The following is a 21836-nucleotide window of genomic DNA, read 5'->3' as shown; positions in this document are numbered from 1 at the left end:
CGTTCCTCGCACAGCATGCAGTCCGCCCCGTGGGACGCGACGACCGGGCCGGGCCCCGCCCGGCTAGGCTGGCGGCGTGCCCTCCTCCGCAGAAGGGCGCAAAGCCGACAGCCGTCGCATCCCAGGGAGAACATCCATGGCCTCGTTGCAGACCCCCGCCGCTGACAGCCGCACCCGAGCCGCAGCCCTCCGCGAGGCGCTCGCCACCCGTGTGGTGGTGGCCGACGGCGCCATGGGCACGATGCTGCAGGCCCAGGACCCCACCCTCGAGGACTTCGAGGACCTGGAGGGCTGTAACGAGATCCTCAACGTCACCCGGCCCGACATCGTCCGTTCGGTGCATGAGGAGTACTTCGCCGTCGGCGTGGACTGCGTCGAGACGAACACGTTCGGAGCCAACCTCGCGGCCCTGGGCGAGTACGACATTCCCGAGCGGGTCTTCGAGCTCTCCGAATCCGGAGCCCGTATCGCCCGTGAGGTCGCCGACGAGTTCACCGCCTCCACCGGGCAGCAGCGCTGGGTGCTCGGCTCGATGGGGCCGGGTACCAAACTGCCGACCCTCGGCCACGCCCCGTACGGCAAGCTCCGCGACGCCTACCAGCAGAACGCCGAAGGCATGATCGCCGGCGGCGCCGACGCGCTCCTGATCGAGACCACCCAGGACCTGCTGCAGACCAAGGCCTCCGTCATCGGCGCCCGGCGCGCCCTCGAAGCCACCGGCGCCGACCTGCCGGTCATCTGCTCCGTCACCGTCGAGACGACCGGCACGATGCTGCTCGGCTCCGAGATCGGCGCCGCACTGACCGCGCTCGAGCCGCTCGGCATCGACATGATCGGCCTGAACTGTGCCACCGGCCCGGCCGAGATGAGCGAGCACCTGCGCTACCTCGCCCGGCACTCCCGCATCCCGCTCTCCTGCATGCCGAACGCGGGCCTGCCGGTGCTCGGCAAGAACGGCGCGCACTACCCGCTGTCCCCGTCGGAACTGGCCGACGCCCAGGAGACCTTCGTACGCGAGTACGGCCTCTCCCTGATCGGCGGCTGCTGCGGGACCACGCCCGAACACCTGCGCCAGGTCGTCGAGCGCGTGCGGGGCGTGGCCCCCACCGTCCGCGAGCCGCGCCCCGAGCCGGGCGCCGCCTCCCTCTACCAGACCGTTCCGTTCCGCCAGGACACCTCCTACCTGGCGATCGGCGAGCGTACGAACGCCAACGGGTCGAAGAAGTTCCGCGAGGCCATGCTCGAGGCGCGCTGGGACGACTGCGTGGAGATGGCCCGCGACCAGATCCGGGAGGGCGCGCACATGCTCGACCTCTGCGTCGACTACGTCGGCCGCGACGGCGTGGCCGACATGGAGGAGCTGGCGGGACGCTTCGCCACGGCCTCCACGCTGCCCATCGTCCTGGACTCCACCGAGCTGCCCGTCCTGCGGGCCGGCCTGGAGAAGCTCGGCGGACGAGCGGTGCTCAACTCCGTCAACTACGAGGACGGCGACGGGCCCGAGTCCCGCTTCGCCCAGGTCAGCGCGCTGGCCTCAGAGCACGGCGCCGCGCTGATCGCGCTGACCATCGACGAGGAGGGCCAGGCCCGCACCGTCGAGCACAAGGTCGCCATCGCCGAGCGCCTGATCGAGGACCTGACCGGGAACTGGGGCATCCACGAGTCCGACATCCTCATCGACACCCTGACCTTCACCATCTGCACCGGTCAGGAGGAGTCCCGCAAGGACGGCGTCGCCACGATCGGAGCAATCCGGGAGCTGAAGAAGCGCCACCCCGACGTCCAGACCACGCTCGGCCTGTCCAACATCTCCTTCGGCCTCAACCCGGCCGCCCGCGTCGTCCTGAACTCCGTGTTCCTCGACGAGTGCGTCAAGGCCGGCCTGGACTCCGCGATCGTGCACGCCTCCAAGATCCTGCCCATCGCGCGGCTGGAGGAGGAACAGGTCAAGGTCGCACTCGATCTCGTCTACGACCGGCGCGCCGAGGGGTACGACCCCCTCCAGCGGCTCATGGAGCTGTTCGAGGGCGTCAACATGAAGTCGATGAAGGAGGGCAAGGCCGAGGAGCTCCTGGCCCTGCCGCTGGACGAGCGACTGCAGCGCCGCATCATCGACGGTGAGAAGAACGGTCTGGAGACGGACCTCGACGAAGCCCTGCAGAGCCGTCCCGCGCTCGACATCGTCAACGACACCCTGCTCGCGGGCATGAAGGTCGTCGGCGAGCTCTTCGGCTCCGGGCAGATGCAGCTGCCCTTCGTGCTGCAGTCCGCCGAGGTCATGAAGACGGCGGTGGCCCACCTCGAACCGCACATGGAGAAGTCGGACGCCGAGGGCAAGGGCACCATCGTGCTGGCCACCGTCCGCGGCGACGTCCACGACATCGGCAAGAACCTCGTCGACATCATCCTGTCGAACAACGGCTACAACGTCGTCAACCTGGGCATCAAGCAGCCCGTCGCCGCGATCCTGGACGCCGCCGAGGAGCACCGGGCCGATGTCATCGGCATGTCCGGTCTCCTGGTGAAGTCGACGGTGATCATGAAGGAGAACCTGGAGGAGCTGAACCAGCGCAGGATGGCGGCCGACTACCCGGTCATCCTGGGCGGTGCCGCCCTCACCCGGGCCTACGTCGAGCAGGACCTGCACGAGATCTACGAGGGCGAGGTCCGCTACGCCCGCGACGCGTTCGAGGGGCTGCGGCTCATGGACGCCCTCATCGCGGTCAAGCGGGGCGTCCCGGGTGCCACGCTTCCCGAGCTGAAGCAGCGCAGGGTGCCCAAGCGGGACACCGCCGTACCGGAGGTCGAGGAGCCGGAGGAGGGCGTGCGTTCCGACGTCTCCGTCACCAACCCGGTCCCCGAGCCGCCGTTCTGGGGCACCCGCGTGGTCAAGGGCATCCAGCTCAAGGAGTACGCCTCCTGGCTGGACGAGGGAGCCCTCTTCAAGGGCCAGTGGGGCCTCAAGCAGGCCCGTGCGGGCGACGGGCCGACGTACGAGGAGCTGGTGGAGACCGAGGGCCGCCCGCACCTGCGCGGCTGGCTCGACAAGCTCCACACCGAGAACCTGCTGGAGGCGGCCGTCGTCTACGGCTACTTCCCGTGCGTGTCCAAGGGTGACGACCTGATCCTGCTGCACGAGGACGGCTCGGAGCGCACCCGCTTCACCTTCCCGCGCCAGCGCCGCGGCCGCCGTCTGTGCCTCGCGGACTTCTTCCGCCCCGAGGAGTCGGGTGAGACGGACGTGATCGGCCTCCAGGTCGTCACGGTCGGCTCGAAGATCGGCGGGGCCACCGCCGAGCTCTTCGAGGCGAACTCCTACCGCGACTACCTGGAGCTGCACGGGCTGTCCGTGCAGCTGGCCGAGGCGCTCGCCGAGTACTGGCACGCACGGGTCCGCAGCGAGCTGGGCTTCGCCGGGGAGGACCCTTCGGACGTCGAGGACATGTTCGCCCTGAAGTACCGCGGAGCGCGCTTCTCCCTCGGCTACGGGGCCTGCCCGGACCTGGAGGACCGGGCGAAGATCGCGGCGCTCCTGGAGCCCGAGCGCATCGGGGTGAAGCTCTCCGAGGAGTTCCAGCTGCACCCCGAGCAGTCCACCGACGCGATCGTCATCCACCACCCCGAGGCCAAGTACTTCAACGCACGGTAGTCAGCTGTTCAACGCGCGGCAGGGCGCCGCTCCATGCGTCGTCCCCGCACGAGTCGTAGACTGGTCGGTCCAGTGCAGGCCGGTCGCCGTTCCCACCGGGAAGGCGGCCGGCCTTCTCGTCCCTCATGGAGGTGTACCGGATGACCAGTACGGTCCCCGCGTCCTTGACCCGTACGGCCGAAGGCTCCGCCCTGCAGGCCGTCCTTCTCGACATGGACGGCACCCTGGTCGATACCGAGGGATTCTGGTGGGACGTGGAGGCCGAGGTCTTCGCCGACCTCGGGCACCGCCTGGACGAATCCTGGCGCGACATCGTCGTCGGAGGTCCGATGACCCGCAGCGCCGGGTACCTGATCGAGGTCACCGGTGCCGACATCTCCATCGAAGAGCTCACGGTGCTCCTCAACGACCGCTTCGAGAAGCGCATCGCACGTGGCGTGCCGCTCATGCCGGGCGCCGCACGGCTGCTCGCCGAGCTCGCCGCGCACAGGGTGCCCACCGCCCTCGTGTCCGCCTCGCACCGGCGCATCATCGACCGGGTGCTGGACTCGGTGGGGCACCACCACTTCGCGCTCACTGTCGCGGGTGACGAGGTCACCCGCACGAAGCCCCACCCGGAGCCGTACCTCGCGGCGGCCGCCGGATTCGCGGCCGACCCCCGGCGCTGCGCGGTCGTCGAGGACACCGCGACGGGCGTCGCCGCGGCGGAGGCCGCGGGCTGCCGTGTGGTCGCCGTGCCGTCCGTCGCTCCGATCGCCGCCGCGCCCGGACGCGTGGTGGTGCCCTCCCTCGAGCACGTGGATCTCGCGTTCCTGCGCCGGCTGATCACGGAACAGCACGCGTAATGCAGGTTCATGTCAAGACGTCGTCATCAGTCCGGGCGTGAGGTTCGTCACGCGCCGTGACGGTCGGACCCTTTCGGGATCACCCCGAGTGTCCGTTTCGGCAGCCCATGTGTCCCGGTTCATGAAGCGGTGTACGAATCATTCCCGAGCGTGATGTGAACGCGCGGTCATCTGTCATCACCGAGTGCATACGTGGCCGGATCGCCCCGGTCAAGCCCTTCCACGGCTCCCACTAACCTCGGTCATCTCACATGTCGGAATGAGGGAGTACGTCCAGATGAACCGCAAGACGCTGGTGCTGCCGGCCGTGATCGGCCTGCTCGCGCCCGTTCTCGCCGCCTGTGGCGGGTCGGACGACGGGGGCGATGCCATCGTCGTCGGGACAACGGACCAGTTCGTCGCCTCCAAGGACAACACCGCGCCGCTCGACCCGGCGATCGGCTACGAAGCGGGTGTCTGGAACGTCCTGCGCCAGACGGTGCAGACCCTGACCCACATCCCGCGCGGCGGCGGTGAGCCCGTTCCCGAAGCGGCCCGGAGCTGCGAGTTCACCGACACGGCGAGCGAGAGCTACCGCTGCACCCTGCGCGACGGCCTCACCTTCTCCGACGGCACGCCCGTCACGCCGGAGGACGTGAAGTACTCGATCCAGCGCGTCCTGGACATCAAGGACGAAAGCGGCCCGGTGGGCCTGCTCGCGAACATCGACACGATCGAGACCAAGGGTCCGAAGCAGATCGTCTTCCACCTGAAGACCTCGGACGCGACCTTCCCCTACAAGCTCGCCACGCCGCCCGCCGGGATCGTCCAGAAGGACAAGTACCCCGCCAAGGCCGCCCGCGACGGCTTCCAGGTCGACGGCTCGGGTCCGTACACCATGGAGCCCGAGGTCAAGGACGACCAGGTCGTCAAGGTCGTCTTCACCCGGAACCCCAAGTACAAGGGCGACCTGAAGGTCCTCAACGACAAGGTCGAGCTGAACCTCTTCCCCGACGCGGCGGCGATGGGCAAGGCGCTCGAGGACGACGAGATCGACATGATGACGCGCACCATGTCGCCCGAGCAGGCCCAGCAGATGCTCGAGCAGCCGAAGGAAGGCATCGAGCTCACCGAGATGCCCGGCCTCGCCATCAGCTACCTCGCCTTCAACACCGAGGACCCGGCGGTGAAGGACAAGGCCGTGCGCCAGGCGATGGCCCAGGTCATCGACCGGGGGTCCATCGCGACCGGCGTGTACGGCAGCACCGCCGAGCCGCTCTACTCGCTGATCCCGTCCGGAGTGACCGGACACACCAACTCGTTCTTCAACAAGTACGGGGAGCCGAGCGTCACAGGCGCCGCGGAAACCCTGGAGAAGGCCGGCATCGACACCCCGGTGAAGTTCACGCTGAACTACACGACCGACCACTACGGTCCCGCCACCGCCTCCGAGTACAAGCTGCTGGCGAAGCAGCTCAACGACTCGAAGCTCTTCGAGGTCGACGTCGTGGGCACTCCGTGGTCCAAGTACCGCCCGGCCCAGAAGAACGGTGACTACGCCGTTTACGGGATGGGCTGGTTCCCGGACTTCCCGGACCCGGACAACTACACGGCGCCGTTCCTCGACAAGAACAACTTCCTCAACTCGCCCTACGAGTCGGCGCTCGCCCAGGACACGCTCATTCCCCAGTCCCGCCGCGCGGCCGACCGCAGCGCGGCGTCCGGGACCTTCACGAAGATCCAGGACATCGTGGCCGACGACGTCCCCGTCCTCCCGGTCTGGCAGGGCAAGCAGTACGTCGCCTCGCGTGTCGGCCTGAACGGTGTGGAGTGGGCGGTCAACGCCTCGGCCGACCTGCAGCTCTGGGAGCTCGCCCGCAGCTGACGCGGCACCTTGCGGAACGGCGATGCGGTCCGGGGCAACTGCCCCGGACCGCATCACCGTACGCACCGCCTGTACCGCCCCGGCTCACTGGGCGCCGGGACGCACCAGACCGCTCTCGTAGGCGTAGACAGCCGCCTGCACCCGGTCGCGCAGGCCCAGCTTCGTCAGCACGTGGCCCACATGGGTCTTGACCGTCGTCTCGCTCACGAACAGGTCGGCGGCGATCTCCGCGTTCGACAGGCCCCGCGCCACGAGCTTCAGCACTTCCACCTCGCGCTCCGTGAGCGTGTGGAGCGCGTCCGGGACGGGCTCCTCGCCCGACGGCAGATGGTCCGCGTACTTGTCGAGCAGCCGGCGCGTGATGCTCGGCGCCAGCATCGCCTCGCCCGCCGCCACCACGCGGATGGCCTGCACCAGCTCATTGGCCGGAGCGTCCTTCAGCAGGAAGCCGCTGGCTCCGGCGCGCAGCGCCTCCACCACGTACTCGTCGAGATCGAACGTCGTCAGCACGAGGACCTTCGCCGGACCGTCGCGTCCGGGGCCGGTGATCTGACGGGTCGCCTCGACACCGTCCATCCGCGGCATCCGGATGTCCATGAGCACGACATCGGGCTGCAGCGCCCGCACCTGGTCGATGGCCTGCAGACCGTCGCCGGCCTCCCCGACCACCGCGAGATCGCCCTCGGCCTCCAGGATCATCCGGAAACCGGTGCGCAGCAGTGGTTGGTCATCGACCAGCAGGACGCGGATAGCCACGGAATCTCCTTAAGGGCCTTCGAGGGCCGCCGGTTGGCCGGCCTCTGCCCGGACCGGCTCCATTCTGCCCTGGACACCTTCCTCCGACTCCGCAGGGCGTACCGACAGGGGATACACCGGGGGAGTCCCACCGAACTCGGGACAGACCGCACGGTGATCGCACCAGCCGCAGAGCTTCGTCGGCCGCGGCCGCCACTCGCCCGTCTCCGTAGCCAGCCGGATCGCGTCCCACAGGGCCAGCAGTTTGCGCTCCACCCGCTCCAGGTCGGCCGGAACGGGGTCGTACGTCAGGACGTCACCGCTGCCCAGATAGACGAGCTGGAGCCGCCTGGGCAGCACGTTCTTCAGACGCCAGATCACCAGGGCGTAGAACTTCATCTGGAACAGCGCGCCCTCCGCGTACTCCGGACGCGGGGCCTTGCCCGTCTTGTAGTCCACGATCCGGACCTCGCCGGTGGGAGCCACGTCGATCCGGTCGATCACACCGCGCAGCCGCAGCCCCGAATCCAGCTCCGTCTCGACGAACAGCTCACGCTCGGCCGGCTCCAGCCGGGTCGGGTCCTCCAGCGAGAACCACCGCTCCACCAGCTGCTCCGCCTCGCGCAGCCACCCGGCGAGGCGCTCACTCCCGGCGTCCCCGTCGAACAGCTCGGTCAGCTCGGGCTTCGACTCGAGCAGCCGGTCCCACTGGCCGGGGATCAGCGCCTTGGCCTTCGGCGCCGTACGGTCCCCCGCCGGGGAGTCGAACAGGCGCTCCAGCACCGCATGCACCAGCGTGCCCCGGGTAGCTGCCTCACTGGGCTTCTCGGGCAGCTTGTCGATGACCCGGAAGCGGTACAGCAACGGGCATTGCATGAAATCGCTCGCGCGCGACGGCGACAGGGACGAGGGTGGCCGAGGCGGGCGCGGTACGGAGGTCATGTCGCAGACCCTACGACCCGCCACCGACACCCAGCGGCATACCATCGACCACAGAGCTCGCAGACTGCATGATCGTGGCAGGACGCCACCGACCGAAAGGACCCCGTGGACGAGAGCGGCGACAGCGGGCGCCCGAAGCCCGGCGCAGGGGGTTCCGACCCCGGCACCGGGCCGGAGAAAGGCAAACCGCGCCGCCCCGCAGATCCGGGCGGCGGCCTCCTCATGGGCCGCCCCTTCGGCGTGCCCGTGTACGTGGCGCCCAGCTGGTTCGTCGTCGCCGCGCTGATCACGTGGGTCTTCGGCGGTCAGCTCGACCGCGTGCTGCCGGAACTCGGCGCCGCCCGCTACCTGGTCGCACTGTTCTTCGCGATCGCCTTCTACGCCTCCGTCCTCGTCCACGAGCTCGCGCACACCGTCGCCGCCCTGCGCTACAAGCTGCCGGTCCGCCGCATCCAGCTCCAGTTCTTCGGCGGCGTCTCCGAGATCGAGAAGGAGTCCGAGACCCCCGGCCGCGAGTTCGTCCTCGCCTTCGTGGGTCCCCTGCTCTCCCTGGTGCTGGGCGGCCTCTTCTACATCCCCCTGCAGTTCGTCGAAGCCGGCACCGTCCCCGGGGTGCTCCTCGCCGGACTGATGATCTCCAACCTCATCGTCGCCGCCTTCAACCTGCTGCCCGGCCTCCCCCTCGACGGCGGACGCATGCTGCGCGCCGTCGTCTGGAAGATCACCGGCAAGCCGATGAGCGGCACCATCGCCGCCGCATGGGTCGGCCGGGGCCTGGCCGTCGCCGTTCTCGTCGGCCTGCCCCTCCTCACCCACACCGGCGCCCTCGGCAACGCCACCAGCGAGATCAGCGGCTTCGAGACCGTGACCGACGCTCTGCTCGCCGCGATCCTCGCCGGAATCATCTGGACCGGCGCGGGCAACAGCCTGCGCATGGCCAGGCTGCGCGAGCACCTCCCGGACCTGCGCGCCCGCACCCTGACGCGGCGCGCGGTCCCCGTCGAGTCCGCCACTCCGCTCTCCGAGGCACTCCGCCGTGCCAACGAGGCGGGCGCCCGTGCCCTCGTGGTCGTCGACGGACAGGGCAACCCCAAGGGCGTCGTCCGCGAGGCAGCCATCGTCGGAGTCCCCGAACACCGCCGCCCCTGGGTAGCCGTCAGCGGCCTCGCCCAGGACCTCACCGAGGGCATGAAGGTCCCCGCGGAACTCGCGGGCGAGGCTCTGCTGGACCGGCTCAAGGCGACCCCCGCCACCGAGTACCTGGTCGTCGAGGACACCGGCGAGATCTACGGAGTCCTCTCCACCGCCGACGTCGAACGCGCCTTCGTCGCGGCGATGGCCCGGCCCGCGGCCTGACTCTCCGCCACCGGGCACGCGGGCGGCCGAAGGCCCCCGGAAAGGCCCCCGAAAATGGGGGACTCCGAAATACCGGTAGGCTGGCCGCATGTCCGAACCGACCGGTGCCGCCCGTCGTCGCGGCCCATTCAAAGTCGGGGACCAGGTCCAGCTCACCGACCCCAAGGGACGCCACTACACCTTCACGCTCGAGGCCGGAAAGAACTTCCACACCCACAAGGGTTCTTTCCCGCACGACGAGCTGATCGGTGCTCCCGAGGGCAGTGTTGTCCGTACCACGGGAAACGTCGCCTATCTCGCGCTGCGCCCCCTGCTCCCCGACTACGTCCTGTCCATGCCCCGCGGCGCCGCCGTGGTCTATCCCAAGGACGCGGGGCAGATCCTGGCCTTCGGCGACATCTTCCCCGGCGCCCGCGTCGTGGAAGCCGGTGTCGGCTCCGGAGCGCTCAGTACCTTCCTCCTGCGCGCCATCGGCGAGCAGGGCATGCTGCACTCCTACGAGCGCCGCGAGGACTTCGCCGAGATCGCCCGGCAGAACGTGGAGCGTTACTTCGGCTCTCCGCACCCCGCCTGGCAGCTCACCGTCGGCGACCTCCAGGACAACCTCTCGGACACCGACGTCGACCGTGTCGTCCTGGACATGCTCGCCCCGTGGGAATGCCTCGAGGCCGTCTCCAAGGCACTCGTGCCCGGCGGCATCCTCTGCGCGTACGTCGCGACCACCACGCAGCTGTCGCGGACCGTCGAATCCATCCGGGAGATCGGCTGCTTCGCGGAGCCGCAGCCCTGGGAGTCGATGATCCGCAACTGGCACGTCGAAGGCCTGGCCGTCCGTCCCGACCACAGGATGATCGGCCACACCGGCTTCCTGGTCACCGCCCGCCGTCTCGCGGACGGCGTCGAGGCGCCGCTGCGCCGCCGCCGCCCGTCCAAGGGCGCCTACGGCGAGGACTACAGCGGTCCCGGCAGCAAGAGCGGCTCCGCCAACCGCGACTGACCCGTACAACGCTCAGGCGCCGCCGCCCAGTTCCCCGGACCGACCCGGGAGCCGGCAGGCGGCGCCTTTTCGTCCTCCGCGGCAACGGGCGGTGACCCCGCCGTTCCCCTGCGGTGTGAGGTGTGGCACGATGCTGGCCACCCCCACCCGCCGATTTCCCGTCGGCCGCCGCCTGTCCAGGCCTCCAGGAACCACAGGAGAGAAACCGCGTGCAGTCCTCCGCGCTCCCGGATCTCGCGCACACCGACACCAAGCCGGTGCACTGGCTCGCCACGGCCGCGGCCATGGCCGCCGTCGTCGCAGCGGCAGGCCTGCTCCAGCCGGAGGCGGCCACCGCGACCGCCTCCGCGTCCGAGCACCGCACCAACGCCCAGCACGGCGCCGCGCCCGCCGCCGCAGCACCCGACCCGGCCGACGCCGACTTCCCGCTGGACTGCGGCACAGCCGGGTACACCGTCGCCGAACAGGCCGCCGGCGACCTCGACGGCGACAAGAGGCCCGAGACCGTCGCCGTCGTGCACTGCGCCGCGGGTTCCGGCACACCGCCCAGCGGGATCTACGTCCTGACACAGGCGAGCGGGGCCGCACCGCGGGTTGTGGCAACCCTGGTGGACCCCGCCCAGAAGATGACGGTCACGGATCTCGCGGTCCGTGACGGCCTCGTCGCGGCGACGCTCCTCGGCTACTCCTCGGCCGAGGTGCCGCGCTGCTGCCCCGACGAGCAGGAGAGCGCCACCTGGCAGTGGAAGGGCAACGCGTTCATCAAGTCCGCCGGGGACACCGCGCTGAGCGCCTGAGGCGTTACGCCGCGTCCGGGCCGAAGACTTCCACGTTGTCCGAAACGCGACGTACATGAATGCAGTCGCCCGGGCATTCCTTGGCCGAGTCCACCACGTCCTGGAGCAGCGGCAGCGGCACCGGGGTGGTCGCCCCCTTGTCCTGGAGCAGCTCGTCCTCGGCGCTCTTGACATATGCCAGACCGTCGATGTCCAGCTCGAACACCTCAGGTGCGTACTGCACGCAGATGCCGTCGCCCGTACAGAGGTCCTGGTCGATCCAGACCTCCAGGTCCTGCGTGTCACTGCTGCCCGGAGCGTCCTGCTGCGCGGTCATGTGTCCTGCCGTTCCCTGCGTATCTGCACCAATTGAAGCCAGCCCTGACGGGTGTTGAACGGTTCGACGATACAACCGGCAGCTTCCCGGTGCCGAAGGGTGGGTATTCCCTTGGCGTGAGGGAGAGCGCAAGGGTGAAGATCGGACACACCACCGGGTCTTTGTGATCTAGGGGTTTCAATCATCACCCACCCAGGTAGGGTCAGGAAGCGTCCAGCTCCCCTTGGAGGAGGTGAGGACCGTGGCAGCCCACGACGACGACATCAACCGCGGCATCCGGCCCGGGCGGGGGTCAGAAGACCCAGCCGGCCAGGTTGCCTATCTCGAGCAGGAAATCGCCGTCCTGCGACGCAAGCTCGCCGACTCTCCGCGTCATACGAGGATTCTCGAAGAGCGGATCGTCGAGTTGCAGACCAACCTGGCAGGCGTGTCCGCACAGAACGAGCGGCTCGCCAATACGCTCCGCGAGGCCCGCGACCAGATCGTGGCCCTCAAGGAGGAAGTCGACCGGCTTGCCCAGCCACCGGCCGGCTTCGGTGTCTTCCTGCAGGTCAACGAGGACGGCACCTGCGACATCTTCACCGGGGGCCGCAAGCTCCGGGTGAATGTGAGCCCCAGCGTCGAGATCGAAGGCCTTCGGCGGGGCCAGGAAGTCATGCTCAACGAGGCGCTCAACGTGGTCGAGGCCATGGAATTCGAGCGGGCCGGGGACATCGTCACCCTCAAGGAGATCCTCGAGGACGGCGAACGCGCCCTGGTCGTCGGGCACACCGACGAGGAGCGGGTGGTGAGGCTCGCCGAGCCTCTGCTGGACATCACCATCCGCCCCGGCGACGCCCTCCTGCTCGAACCCAGGTCCGGCTACGTCTACGAAGTGGTCCCCAAGAGCGAGGTCGAAGAGCTCGTCCTCGAAGAGGTTCCGGACATCGACTACGAGAAGATCGGCGGCCTGGGCGACCAGATCGAGCTGATCCGCGACGCGGTCGAGCTCCCCTACCTGCACCCGGACCTCTTCAAAGAGCACGAACTGCGTCCGCCGAAGGGCATCCTGCTCTACGGTCCCCCCGGCTGCGGCAAGACACTCATTGCCAAGGCCGTAGCCAACTCGCTGGCCAAAAAGGTCGCCGAGGTCACCGGACAGCCCGCGGGGAAGAGCTACTTCCTCAATATCAAGGGCCCCGAGCTCCTCAACAAGTACGTCGGTGAGACCGAGCGGCACATCCGTCTGGTCTTCCAGCGTGCTCGGGAGAAGGCGAGCGAGGGCACCCCCGTCATCGTCTTCTTCGACGAGATGGAGTCCCTCTTCCGCACCCGTGGTTCCGGTGTCAGCTCGGACGTGGAGAACACCATCGTCCCCCAGCTGCTCGCCGAGATCGACGGTGTGGAGGGCCTGGAGAACGTCATCGTCATCGGTGCCTCCAACCGCGAGGACATGATCGACCCCGCCATCCTGCGGCCCGGCCGTCTCGATGTGAAGATCAAGATCGAGCGCCCGGACGCGGAGGCCGCGAAGGACATCTTCGCGAAGTACCTCACTCCTTCGCTGCCGCTGCACGCGGACGACCTCACCGAGCACTCCGGCTCGAAGGAGGCCGCCGCCCACGCGATGATCCAGTCGGTCGTGGAGCGGATGTACACGGAGTCCGAGGAGAACCGCTTCCTCGAGGTCACCTACGCCAACGGCGACAAGGAAGTCCTGTACTTCAAGGACTTCAACTCCGGAGCGATGATTCAGAACATCGTGGACCGGGCAAAGAAAATGGCCATCAAGGCATTCCTCGAGCAGCGCCAAAAGGGCCTGCGCGTCTCCCACCTTCTCCAGGCGTGCGTGGACGAGTTCAAGGAGAACGAGGACCTGCCCAACACCACGAACCCGGACGACTGGGCCAGGATTTCCGGAAAGAAGGGCGAGCGGATCGTCTTCATCCGCACACTCGTCACCGGAAAGCAGGGCGCGGACACCGGTCGCTCCATCGACACGGTGGCAAATACCGGACAGTACCTGTAAAACGCAGACCGGCTGCGGATGCCCGGCAGGGCATTCGCAGCCGGCCGTTTTCCCGGCAGCTCCGGCCATACCCGAACAATGACGTAATTGATCTCCCCACCGGCGCAGAGGCGCTCTAGGCTCTGCTGTACCGCCGAGTCGCGCAGTGCGGGGACGGGCACCGCACGCGTACCGGACCAGCAGCGGTACTTGAGCGGCGCTCCCGGACGGGGGCACCGCCGGGCAAGGAGGGCCGCATGACCGTACGGCGAGTAATGGGCATCGAGACGGAGTACGGGATCTCCGTCCCCGGTCACCCCAACGCCAATGCCATGCTCACCTCGTCCCAGATCGTCAACGCCTACGCGGCGGCGATGCACCGGGCGCGCCGCGCCCGCTGGGACTTCGAGGAGGAGAATCCGCTGCGCGACGCGCGAGGCTTCGACCTCGCCCGCGAGACCGCCGACTCCAGTCAGCTCACCGACGAGGACATCGGCCTCGCCAATGTCATCCTCACCAACGGTGCGCGGCTGTACGTCGACCACGCGCACCCCGAATACAGCTCACCGGAGATCACCAATCCGCTGGACGCGGTGCTCTGGGACAAGGCCGGCGAGCGCGTCATGGCCGAAGCCGCCGAGCGGGCCGCGGCCATCCCCGGTGCCCAGCCGATCCACCTCTACAAGAACAACACCGACAACAAGGGCGCGTCCTACGGCACGCACGAGAACTACCTGATGAAGCGGGAGACCCCCTTCTCGGACATCGTGCGCCATCTGACGCCGTTCTTCGTGTCCCGGCAGGTCGTCACCGGTGCCGGCCGGGTCGGCATCGGCCAGGACGGCCACGAGCACGGGTTCCAGATCAGTCAGCGTGCCGACTACTTCGAGGTCGAGGTCGGTCTCGAGACCACTCTCAAGCGCCCCATCATCAACACCCGCGACGAACCGCACTCGGACGCCGAGAAGTACCGCAGGCTGCATGTGATCATCGGCGATGCCAATCTCTCCGAGATCTCGACCTATCTGAAGCTCGGCACCACGGCACTGGTGCTCTCCATGATCGAGGACGGCTTCATCAACGTCGACCTGGCCGTCGACCAGCCGGTGCGCACCCTGCACCAGGTCTCGCACGACCCGACCCTGCAGCAGCTGATCACGCTCCGCAGCGGCCGGACACTCTCCGCGGTACAACTCCAGATGGAGTACTTCGAGCTGGGCCGCAAATACGTCGAGGAGCGCTACGGGGCGGACGCCGACGAGCAGACCAAGGACGTCCTGGTCCGCTGGGAGGACACGCTGAACCGCCTGGAGACCGATCCGATGAGCCTGTCGGGCGAACTGGACTGGATCGCCAAACGGGAACTCATGGAGGCCTACAGGCGGCGCGACAGCCTGGACTGGGACGCCCCCCGCCTGCACCTGGTGGACCTCCAGTACGCCGACGTGAGGGCCGACAAGGGCCTCTACAACCGCCTGGCGGCCCGCGGGAAGATGAAGCGACTGCTCGACGAGAACGACGTCGAGCGGGCCCGTACGAAGCCTCCCGAGGACACCAGGGCCTATTTCCGGGGCCGCTGCCTGGAGCAGTACGCGGACGACGTGGCCGCGGCCTCCTGGGATTCGGTCATCTTCGATCTGCCCGATCGTGACTCTCTGCAACGGGTGCCCACGATGGAGCCGCTGCGCGGTACACGGGAGCACGTGAAGGAGCTCCTGGACCGCTGCCGCACGGCGGAAGAGCTGGTCCGGACGCTGTCGGGCGGCTGAAAGGCCCCTCGACTGGGAATCAATCAGATGACCTCCGGACGTTGAGACAAGTACCGGGCCAATGTCGGACTCCGTAGGTAGGGTCTGATCAAGTGCTTCGAACCGAGCGGGGTGAGCTACATGGCGACCAAGGACACCGGCGGCGGACAGCAGAAGGCGACACGTTCCACCGAGGAGGCCGAGGAGCAGGCGCAGGAGGCGCAGGCATCCGAGGACCTCAAGGAGCGGCAGGAGAAGCTGGGCGAGGACGTCGACGACGTCCTCGACGAGATCGACGACGTACTCGAGGCCAACGCCGAGGATTTCGTGAGGTCGTTCGTTCAGAAAGGTGGAGAGTAGGGCTTAATGTCCGACCTCTCTGCCGGAAGGAAATGCTCTCGCTGTCGAAAAACTCTGCCGACGGAGTCCTTCGCCAGTAACAGGGCAATGCGGGACGGCCTCCAGGCGTACTGCCGGGGGTGCTCTGCTGAGTACTACCGGCAGCGCCAGGAGGCCAGGGGCCGGACCGTTCGAGTCAAGGTCCCGGTCCCTCGGGGGCACAAGCGTTGCCCGCAGTGCGGCGAGGTGAAACCGCACGATCAGTGGGATCGCAACAGATCGTCTTCCGACGGCTGGTCGAGCTACTGTCGCCCATGCCGCGGCGAGCGAAACCGGATCAGTTACTTCCAGCGCAAGTACGGGCTCGGTCCAGCGGAGTTGGACGCGCTGATCGCCGCTCAGCAGGGCGTTTGCTGCATCTGTCTAACTGCTTCGGCGGAGCATGTGGATCACTGTCATGAGACGGGTAGGGTCCGTGGCGTACTGTGCTTCAGCTGCAACGCAGCCCTGGGGCAGCTCAAGGACCGGCCGGATGCCATAAGGCGTGCAGCCGCATACGTGGAGGGAAACGCGTGGAAGCCAACACTCGTAGCACCGGGCGTCTACCAGCTGCCTTCCTGACGCCGGGATCGTCCTCGTTCATGGACTTCCTGTCCGACCAGTCGCCGTCGATGCTTCCGGGCAACCGCAGCCTGCCGCCGATGCAGGGAGCCATCGAGGCACCGCACGGTACGACGATCGTCGCGGCCTCGTTCCCGGGCGGTGTGGTGCTGGCCGGTGACCGGCGGGCGACCATGGGGAACATGATCGCGCAACGGGACATCGAGAAGGTGTTCCCGGCCGACGAGTACTCGGCGGTGGGGATCGCCGGCACGGCCGGTCTCGCCGTGGAGATGGTCAAGCTGTTCCAGCTCGAACTGGAGCACTTCGAGAAGGTCGAGGGCGCCACACTCTCCCTGGAGGGCAAGGCGAACCGGCTGTCCACGATGATCCGCAGCAATCTGGCGATGGCCATGCAGGGTCTGGCGGTCGTCCCGTTGTTCGCCGGCTACGACGTCGACCGTGAGAAGGGCCGGATCTTCTCGTACGACGTCACCGGCGGGCGTTCCGAGGAACACGGGTACGCGGCCACCGGCTCCGGCTCGATCTTCGCCCGCGGGTCGATGAAGAAGCTGTACCGCGAGGACCTGACGGAGGAGCAGACACTCACTCTGGTCGTGCAGGCGCTGTACGACGCGGCAGACGACGACTCGGCGACCGGTGGCCCCGACGTGGCCCGCCGGATCTATCCGATCGTCACCGTCATCACCGACGAGGGCTTCCGCAGGCTGAACGACACGGAATCCTCGGAGATCGCGCGCGCGATCCTGGAGCGCCGGCTCGAGCAGCCCGACGGCCCGCGTGCCGCGCTGCTCTGACCGGCCCGATTCCTCTCCGATGCACTCGTCACTGACAGAAAGGGACGGATAGCCGGTGTCGACGCCGTTCTATGTCTCACCCCAGCAGGCCATGGCCGACCGGGCGGAATACGCCCGGAAGGGCATCGCCCGTGGTCGCAGCCTGGTTGTGCTGCAGTACGCCGACGGCATTGTGTTCGTCGGCGAGAACCCGTCCCGTGCGCTGCACAAGTTCAGCGAGATCTACGACCGGATCGGCTTCGCCGCCGCCGGCAAGTACAACGAGTACGAGAACCTCCGGATCGGCGGTGTGCGCTACGCGGATCTGCGCGGATACACCTACGACCGTGACGATGTGACGGCCCGTGGGCTGGCCAACGTCTACGCGCAGACCCTGGGCACCATCTTCTCCAGCGCCGCCGAGAAGCCGTACGAGGTGGAGCTGGTGGTCGCCGAGGTCGGTGCCGGGCCGGAGGGCGACCAGATCTACCGGCTCCCGCACGACGGTTCGATCGTGGACGAGCACGGCTCGGTCGCGGTCGGCGGCAACGCCGAGCAGATCAGCACCTTCCTCGATCAGCGCCATCGTGACGGGATGTCGCTCGCGGAGGCGCTCAAGCTGGCCGTGCAGGCGCTGTCGCGCGAGGCCAACGGCAACGAGCGGGAGATTCCCGCCGAGCGGCTCGAAGTCGCGGTCCTGGACCGTACGAGGCCGCAGCAGCGCAAGTTCAAGCGGATCGTCGGCCGGCAGCTGACGCGGCTGCTGGACGCGGACGGTGCGGGAGCGACCCCGACGGACGCCCCGTCCGACACCGAGGAACCCGACGCCCCGGACGGGACGACCGGCGAGAGCTCGGGCGAGAGCACCGGTGGCAGCACCGGCGAGTCCACGCAGGAGTAATCCGCTCGGGCAGGTATCCGTGCCGGTGCCCCCGGCAGCCGCGACCGGCTGCCGGGGCGCCGTCATGTCCGGCCGCCGTCGGCGGGAGGCGCCGCTGTGGAGCCGCGGACCACCAGGCGCACGGGGAGGCTGCCCGGCTCCGCGGGCCGGCCGTCCAGGACGGCGAGCAGGGCCGCCATACCGCGCTCGCCCACCTGTTCGGCCGGGAGCTGCACCGTGGTGAGCTCCGGTTCCACCGCTGTGGCGAGGGCGAGGTCGTCGAAGCCGGTCACGGAGATGTCGCCGGGAACCCGTAGCCCGCGCCTGCGTACCGCCTTGCAGGCACCGGCGGCCAGGATGTCGTCGTCGCAGACGATCGCCGTCGGCAGCGGCCCGGGGGCGGCCAGGACCGCCTCCGTTGCCTCGCGCCCGGCCCGAACGTCCAGCGGGGACGTCACCCGGCGGACGGCGGCGCCGGGGACGTCCCGCACGGCGTCCGCCAGGGCGCGGGCCCGCTCCGCGAAGGTCCAGGTGTCCACGGCGGAGGCCAGATGGACGAGGCGGCGGTGGCCGAGGGCCAGCAGATGCTCCGCCACCTGGCGCATGCCGTCCGCGATGTCGAGGTTCACCTGTGCCGCCGCGCCGTGTTCGTCGGGGTCGCTGTCGAGCATCACCAGGGGCAGATCCGCCCCGCGGAGCGCACCCAGGGCGTCGGCGGCCATGGAGGAGGCGATGACACCGTCGAGTGCCGCGCGGGCCGACGCGAACGGGTCCCTGGCCGGTCCTGTGCCATCGGGCGAGGGGTAGAGCACGACGCCGAAGTCGTGCTCGGCCGCGACGGCGGCGGCGCCCGTGTAGACCCGGGCGAAGAACTCGTTGGTGAGCGCGGGCACCACGAGGAGCGCGGTGCGGGTGCGGCCGAGCCGGAGGCTGCGAGCGGCGAGGTTGGGCCGGTAGCCGAGGTCCCGGGCGCTGTCGCGGACGCGCCCGGCGGTCGCCTCGGACACCCGTCCCTGCCATTTGCCGCCGAGCACGAGCGAGACGGTGGCCTGCGATACGCCTGCGGCCCGGGCCACGTCGCGGCTGGTGGGCCGGGGTGGGGCGGGCTGCTGCGCGCTGCTCACTCGTGCCTCCGTGCTGGACCGGCCAGCTGCCGTGGGATGGACTCGCGGACTGCGCACATGGTACGTATGAACCTCGACGTTATACGTAAAACTTCGGTGGAGCGCGAAGCACGCCGGGGGAGAGAGGCGGACATGGCCGCGGGATATCTGGACATCCTCCGGGCGCGGCATGCCGCCCGACTGCTGGCGGGGACCCTGGTCGGGCGGCTGCCGAACGGCACCGCCCACATCGCGATCGTCCTGTTCACCCGGGCCGAGGGCGGCAGCTACACGCTGGCCGGTGGCCTCGCCGCCGCGTACGGTCTGGCCACGGCCGTGGGGCAGCCCCTTCTGGGCAGAGCCGTGGACCTCTACGGCCAGCCACGCGTCCAGCTCCCCGCCGCCGTGCTCTCCGCACTGGGCATGGCCGCGCTGGCCCTGGTGGGCCTCGGCTCGCTCCCGCAGGCCGTCGCGGCCGTGATCGTGGCCGGAGTCTTCACACCGCCGCTGGAGGGCGGCCTGCGGGCCCTGTGGCCGAAGGTGCTGGGCAGCGAGGACCGGGTCCACCGTGCGTACGCCATGGACGCGGTGGCCCAGGAAGTGATGTTCACCCTGGGGCCGCTCCTCGTGACGGTCCTGGTGTCGCTCTGGTCACCGGCCGCGGCGCTGCTGGTCATCAACGCCATGGGTGTCCTCGGCGCGCTCTGGGTGGTGCTGTCCGAGCCGTCCCGCACCTGGCGCTCCGCTCCCCGCGAGGCGCACTGGCTGGGCGCGCTGCGCTCGCGCGGGCTGCTGGCCCTGCTGGGGGCGTTCTTCTTCGTCGGGCTCGCCCTCGGCTCGATCACGGTGGCGGGTGTCGCGTACGCCGACGACCACGGCCGGGAGTCCGTGTACGGCTGGCTGATGGCCGCGCTCGGACTGGGCGCACTGATCGGCGGCGTGGCCTACGGGGCGCGCCAGTGGGCCGGAGCCCCCGAGCGGCGGCTGCGGGTCATCGTCGCGCTGCTGGCCCTGTGCTACCTGCCCCTGATGCTGACCCCCGGGGTGCCCGCCATGACCGCGCTGTCCGCGCTCGCGGGAGTCTTCCTCGCGCCGGCCATCGCCTGCTCGTTCATCGTGGTCGACCGGCACGCCCCGCGGGGCACGGTGACGGAGGCGTTCTCCTGGCTCGTGACGACGTTCGGTGTGGGTGCCGCGGCCGGAACGGCCGTGGCGGGCCCGGCCGTCGAGCTCGGCGGAACGGCGTCGGGTTTCGCCGTCGCGGGGGCCGGGGGAGTGGCCGCGCTGCTGGTTCTGCTGGCCACCGGAAGGGTCCTCGCAGTTCCCGGGCGCAGGCCCGCTGTTGTGACCGGATCGGAAAATGATCGAAACGGTGCTGCCGAACCCGGTTTCAGCTCAGGCCGTAAGGCGTAATGTTCAGTCATGGACCGCCGCATTTTCGGGCTGGAGAACGAGTACGGCGTCACGTGCACGTTCAGGGGACAGCGCCGACTGTCACCTGACGAAGTGGCGCGCTACCTCTTCCGCCGTGTTGTGTCATGGGGCCGCAGCAGCAATGTCTTTCTGCGGAACGGCGCCCGCCTCTACCTCGACGTGGGATCGCATCCGGAATACGCGACACCCGAATGCGACGACGTGACCGAACTGGTCACGCACGACAAGGCAGGCGAACGCATTCTCGAAGGCCTGCTCGTCGACGCCGAACGCCGCCTGCACGAGGAGGGAATCGCGGGCGACGTCTATCTCTTCAAGAACAACACCGACTCGGCGGGAAACTCCTACGGGTGCCACGAGAACTACCTCGTGGCCCGGCACGGAGAATTCTCCCGGCTCGCGGACATCCTCATTCCGTTCCTCGTCACCCGGCAGCTGATCTGTGGTGCGGGCAAGGTGCTGCAGACCCCGCGTGGCGCGGTCTACTGCGTCAGCCAGCGTGCCGAGCACATCTGGGAGGGCGTCAGTTCCGCCACGACACGCTCCCGGCCGATCATCAACACCAGGGACGAACCGCACGCCGACGCCGAGCGGTACCGCCGCCTCCACGTCATCGTCGGTGACTCCAACATGTCCGAGACGACCATGCTGCTCAAGGTCGGCGCGACCGACCTGGTGCTCCGCATGATCGAGGCGGGCACGGTGATGCGCGACCTGACCCTGGAGAACCCGATCCGGGCCATCCGCGAGGTCAGCCACGACATCACCGGGCAGCGCAAGGTGCGCCTGGCCAGCGGCCGGGAGGCATCGGCCATCGAGGTCCAGCGGGAGTACTACGAGAAGGCCGTCGACTTCGTCGAACGCCGCGGCATCCGCACCGGCACCGTCGACCAGGTCCTCGAACTGTGGGGCCGCACGCTGGACGCCATCGAGGCCGAGGACCTCGACCGGATCGGCACCGAGATCGACTGGGTCATGAAGTACAAGCTCATCGAGCGGTACCGGGCCAAGCACAACATGACCATGTCGAACCCGAGGGTCGCGCAGATAGACCTCGCCTACCACGACATCCATCGGCGGCGCGGGCTCTACTACCTCCTGGAGCGCAAGGGCCAGACCGCCCGTATCTGCAACGACCTGAAGATCTTCGAGGGCAAGTCGGTGCCCCCGCAGACGACCAGGGCACGGCTGCGCGGTGACTTCATCCGCAGGGCCCAGGAGCAGCGGCGGGACTTCACCGTCGACTGGGTGCACCTCAAGCTCAACGACCAGGCACAGCGCACCGTGTTGTGCAAGGACCCGTTCCGCTCCGTCGACGAGCGGGTGGAGAAACTGATCGCGGGTATGTGATCCGGACGAGAGATCTCCCGCCCCGCACGCGACCGGGCCCCGTACGTTCCTCGTGCGGGGCCCTTCGCTCGGCCTAGAGTGTCGGGGACCCATTCAC

General features: G+C 68.8%; 18 protein-coding genes. 14 read left to right on the top strand and 4 right to left on the bottom strand.

All coding sequences use genetic code 11. The features are described from left to right. Positions 1-136: 136 nt before the first annotated feature. From metH to OG844_RS07040, 3 genes are all read left to right on the top strand, one after another. Positions 137-3649, top strand: coding sequence for a methionine synthase (metH, locus tag OG844_RS07050; RefSeq protein ID WP_406388854.1), 3513 nt, complete (start codon positions 137-139; stop codon positions 3647-3649). Positions 3650-3789: 140 nt separating this feature from the next. After that, a complete protein-coding gene (locus OG844_RS07045) occupies positions 3790-4494 on the top strand; it encodes an HAD-IA family hydrolase (protein WP_406388852.1) in 705 nt (234 codons plus the stop codon). A 277-nt stretch (positions 4495-4771) separates the two neighbouring features. Beyond that, positions 4772-6358, top strand: coding sequence for an ABC transporter substrate-binding protein (locus tag OG844_RS07040; protein WP_406388851.1), 1587 nt, complete (start codon positions 4772-4774; stop codon positions 6356-6358). Positions 6359-6442: 84 nt separating this feature from the next. Here OG844_RS07040 and OG844_RS07035 read toward each other — a convergent pair whose 3' ends face one another. Together OG844_RS07035 and OG844_RS07030 are read right to left on the bottom strand one after the other, a co-directional pair. Next, positions 6443-7114, bottom strand: a complete 672-nt coding sequence (locus OG844_RS07035; protein ID WP_385610509.1) for a response regulator — start codon at positions 7112-7114, stop codon at positions 6443-6445. 9 nt (positions 7115-7123) lie between these two features. Continuing rightward, entirely contained in the window at positions 7124-7969 is an 846-nt protein-coding gene (locus OG844_RS07030) for a RecB family exonuclease (protein WP_406396031.1), read from the bottom strand. Positions 7970-8140: 171 nt separating this feature from the next. Between OG844_RS07030 and OG844_RS07025 the strand changes: the two genes are divergently transcribed. The 3 genes from OG844_RS07025 (at position 8141) to OG844_RS07015 (ending at position 11185) form a co-directional block, all read left to right on the top strand. Beyond that, on the top strand, positions 8141-9391 hold the full coding sequence (locus tag OG844_RS07025; protein ID WP_383811499.1) for a site-2 protease family protein: 1251 nt from the start codon (positions 8141-8143) through the stop codon (positions 9389-9391). Between the two features lie 88 nt (positions 9392-9479). Further along, entirely contained in the window at positions 9480-10388 is a 909-nt protein-coding gene (locus OG844_RS07020) for a tRNA (adenine-N1)-methyltransferase (RefSeq protein WP_406388848.1), read from the top strand. 209 nt (positions 10389-10597) lie between these two features. Beyond that, the gene (locus tag OG844_RS07015; RefSeq protein WP_406388846.1) at positions 10598-11185 is read left to right on the top strand and encodes a hypothetical protein; all 588 of its coding nucleotides are present in this window, start codon (positions 10598-10600) and stop codon (positions 11183-11185) included. A 4-nt stretch (positions 11186-11189) separates the two neighbouring features. Here OG844_RS07015 and OG844_RS07010 read toward each other — a convergent pair whose 3' ends face one another. Continuing rightward, a complete protein-coding gene (locus tag OG844_RS07010) occupies positions 11190-11501 on the bottom strand; it encodes a ferredoxin (protein ID WP_351175720.1) in 312 nt (103 codons plus the stop codon). Between the two features lie 241 nt (positions 11502-11742). Between OG844_RS07010 and arc the strand changes: the two genes are divergently transcribed. The 6 genes from arc (at position 11743) to prcA (ending at position 17873) form a co-directional block, all read left to right on the top strand. Next, the gene (gene arc, locus OG844_RS07005) at positions 11743-13509 is read left to right on the top strand and encodes a proteasome ATPase (RefSeq protein ID WP_406388844.1); all 1767 of its coding nucleotides are present in this window, start codon (positions 11743-11745) and stop codon (positions 13507-13509) included. 236 nt (positions 13510-13745) lie between these two features. Next, positions 13746-15257 (top strand): depupylase/deamidase Dop, encoded by a 1512-nt coding sequence (gene dop, locus OG844_RS07000; protein ID WP_406388842.1) that lies wholly within the window; start codon positions 13746-13748, stop codon positions 15255-15257. A 120-nt stretch (positions 15258-15377) separates the two neighbouring features. Then, the gene (locus OG844_RS06995) at positions 15378-15596 is read left to right on the top strand and encodes a ubiquitin-like protein Pup (protein WP_329212782.1); all 219 of its coding nucleotides are present in this window, start codon (positions 15378-15380) and stop codon (positions 15594-15596) included. Positions 15597-15602: 6 nt separating this feature from the next. Next, positions 15603-16196: an endonuclease VII domain-containing protein gene (locus tag OG844_RS06990; protein WP_406388841.1), complete on the top strand. Its 594-nt coding sequence runs from the start codon at positions 15603-15605 to the stop codon at positions 16194-16196. After that, positions 16148-16993 (top strand): proteasome subunit beta, encoded by an 846-nt coding sequence (prcB, locus tag OG844_RS06985; RefSeq protein ID WP_385610522.1) that lies wholly within the window; start codon positions 16148-16150, stop codon positions 16991-16993. Before OG844_RS06990 ends, prcB begins: the two co-directional genes overlap by 49 nt. Before the next feature lie 55 nt (positions 16994-17048). Further along, on the top strand, positions 17049-17873 hold the full coding sequence (gene prcA / locus OG844_RS06980; protein WP_406388839.1) for a proteasome subunit alpha: 825 nt from the start codon (positions 17049-17051) through the stop codon (positions 17871-17873). 62 nt (positions 17874-17935) lie between these two features. Here the strand turns inward: prcA and OG844_RS06975 are convergent, their stop codons facing one another. Then, on the bottom strand, positions 17936-18976 hold the full coding sequence (locus tag OG844_RS06975; protein ID WP_406388837.1) for a LacI family DNA-binding transcriptional regulator: 1041 nt from the start codon (positions 18974-18976) through the stop codon (positions 17936-17938). A 132-nt stretch (positions 18977-19108) separates the two neighbouring features. Here OG844_RS06975 and OG844_RS06970 point away from each other — a divergent pair, with 132 nt between their 5' ends. Beyond that, positions 19109-20368 carry an MFS transporter gene (locus OG844_RS06970; protein ID WP_406388835.1) on the top strand — a complete coding sequence of 420 codons (1260 nt, stop codon included), beginning with the start codon at positions 19109-19111 and terminating at the stop codon, positions 20366-20368. A gap of 9 nt (positions 20369-20377) precedes the next feature. Next, positions 20378-21739: a Pup--protein ligase gene (gene pafA / locus OG844_RS06965; RefSeq protein WP_406388833.1), complete on the top strand. Its 1362-nt coding sequence runs from the start codon at positions 20378-20380 to the stop codon at positions 21737-21739. Positions 21740-21836: the final 97 nt, after the last annotated feature.

This window comes from Streptomyces sp. NBC_00887, assembly GCF_045207585.1.
Note: the sequence above shows the minus strand (reverse complement) of the source record. Positions and strands in the feature narration are given on the sequence as shown.

What these genes read in the sequence shown, in the direction of transcription:
- OG844_RS07020 (WP_406388848.1), top strand. Translation starts at nt 9,480, where the DNA reads ATGTCCGAACCGACCGGTGCCGCCCGTCGTCGCGGCCCATTCAAAGTC.
- OG844_RS07010 (WP_351175720.1), bottom strand. Translation starts at nt 11,501, where the DNA reads ATGACCGCGCAGCAGGACGCTCCGGGCAGCAGTGACACGCAGGACCTG.
- OG844_RS07030 (WP_406396031.1), bottom strand. Translation starts at nt 7,969, where the DNA reads ATGCAATGCCCGTTGCTGTACCGCTTCCGGGTCATCGACAAGCTGCCC.
- OG844_RS06970 (WP_406388835.1), top strand. Translation starts at nt 19,109, where the DNA reads ATGGCCGCGGGATATCTGGACATCCTCCGGGCGCGGCATGCCGCCCGA.
- pafA (WP_406388833.1), top strand. Translation starts at nt 20,378, where the DNA reads ATGGACCGCCGCATTTTCGGGCTGGAGAACGAGTACGGCGTCACGTGC.
- OG844_RS07040 (WP_406388851.1), top strand. Translation starts at nt 4,772, where the DNA reads ATGAACCGCAAGACGCTGGTGCTGCCGGCCGTGATCGGCCTGCTCGCG.
- metH (WP_406388854.1), top strand. Translation starts at nt 137, where the DNA reads ATGGCCTCGTTGCAGACCCCCGCCGCTGACAGCCGCACCCGAGCCGCA.
- OG844_RS06995 (WP_329212782.1), top strand. Translation starts at nt 15,378, where the DNA reads ATGGCGACCAAGGACACCGGCGGCGGACAGCAGAAGGCGACACGTTCC.
- OG844_RS06990 (WP_406388841.1), top strand. Translation starts at nt 15,603, where the DNA reads ATGTCCGACCTCTCTGCCGGAAGGAAATGCTCTCGCTGTCGAAAAACT.
- dop (WP_406388842.1), top strand. Translation starts at nt 13,746, where the DNA reads ATGACCGTACGGCGAGTAATGGGCATCGAGACGGAGTACGGGATCTCC.
- OG844_RS07045 (WP_406388852.1), top strand. Translation starts at nt 3,790, where the DNA reads ATGACCAGTACGGTCCCCGCGTCCTTGACCCGTACGGCCGAAGGCTCC.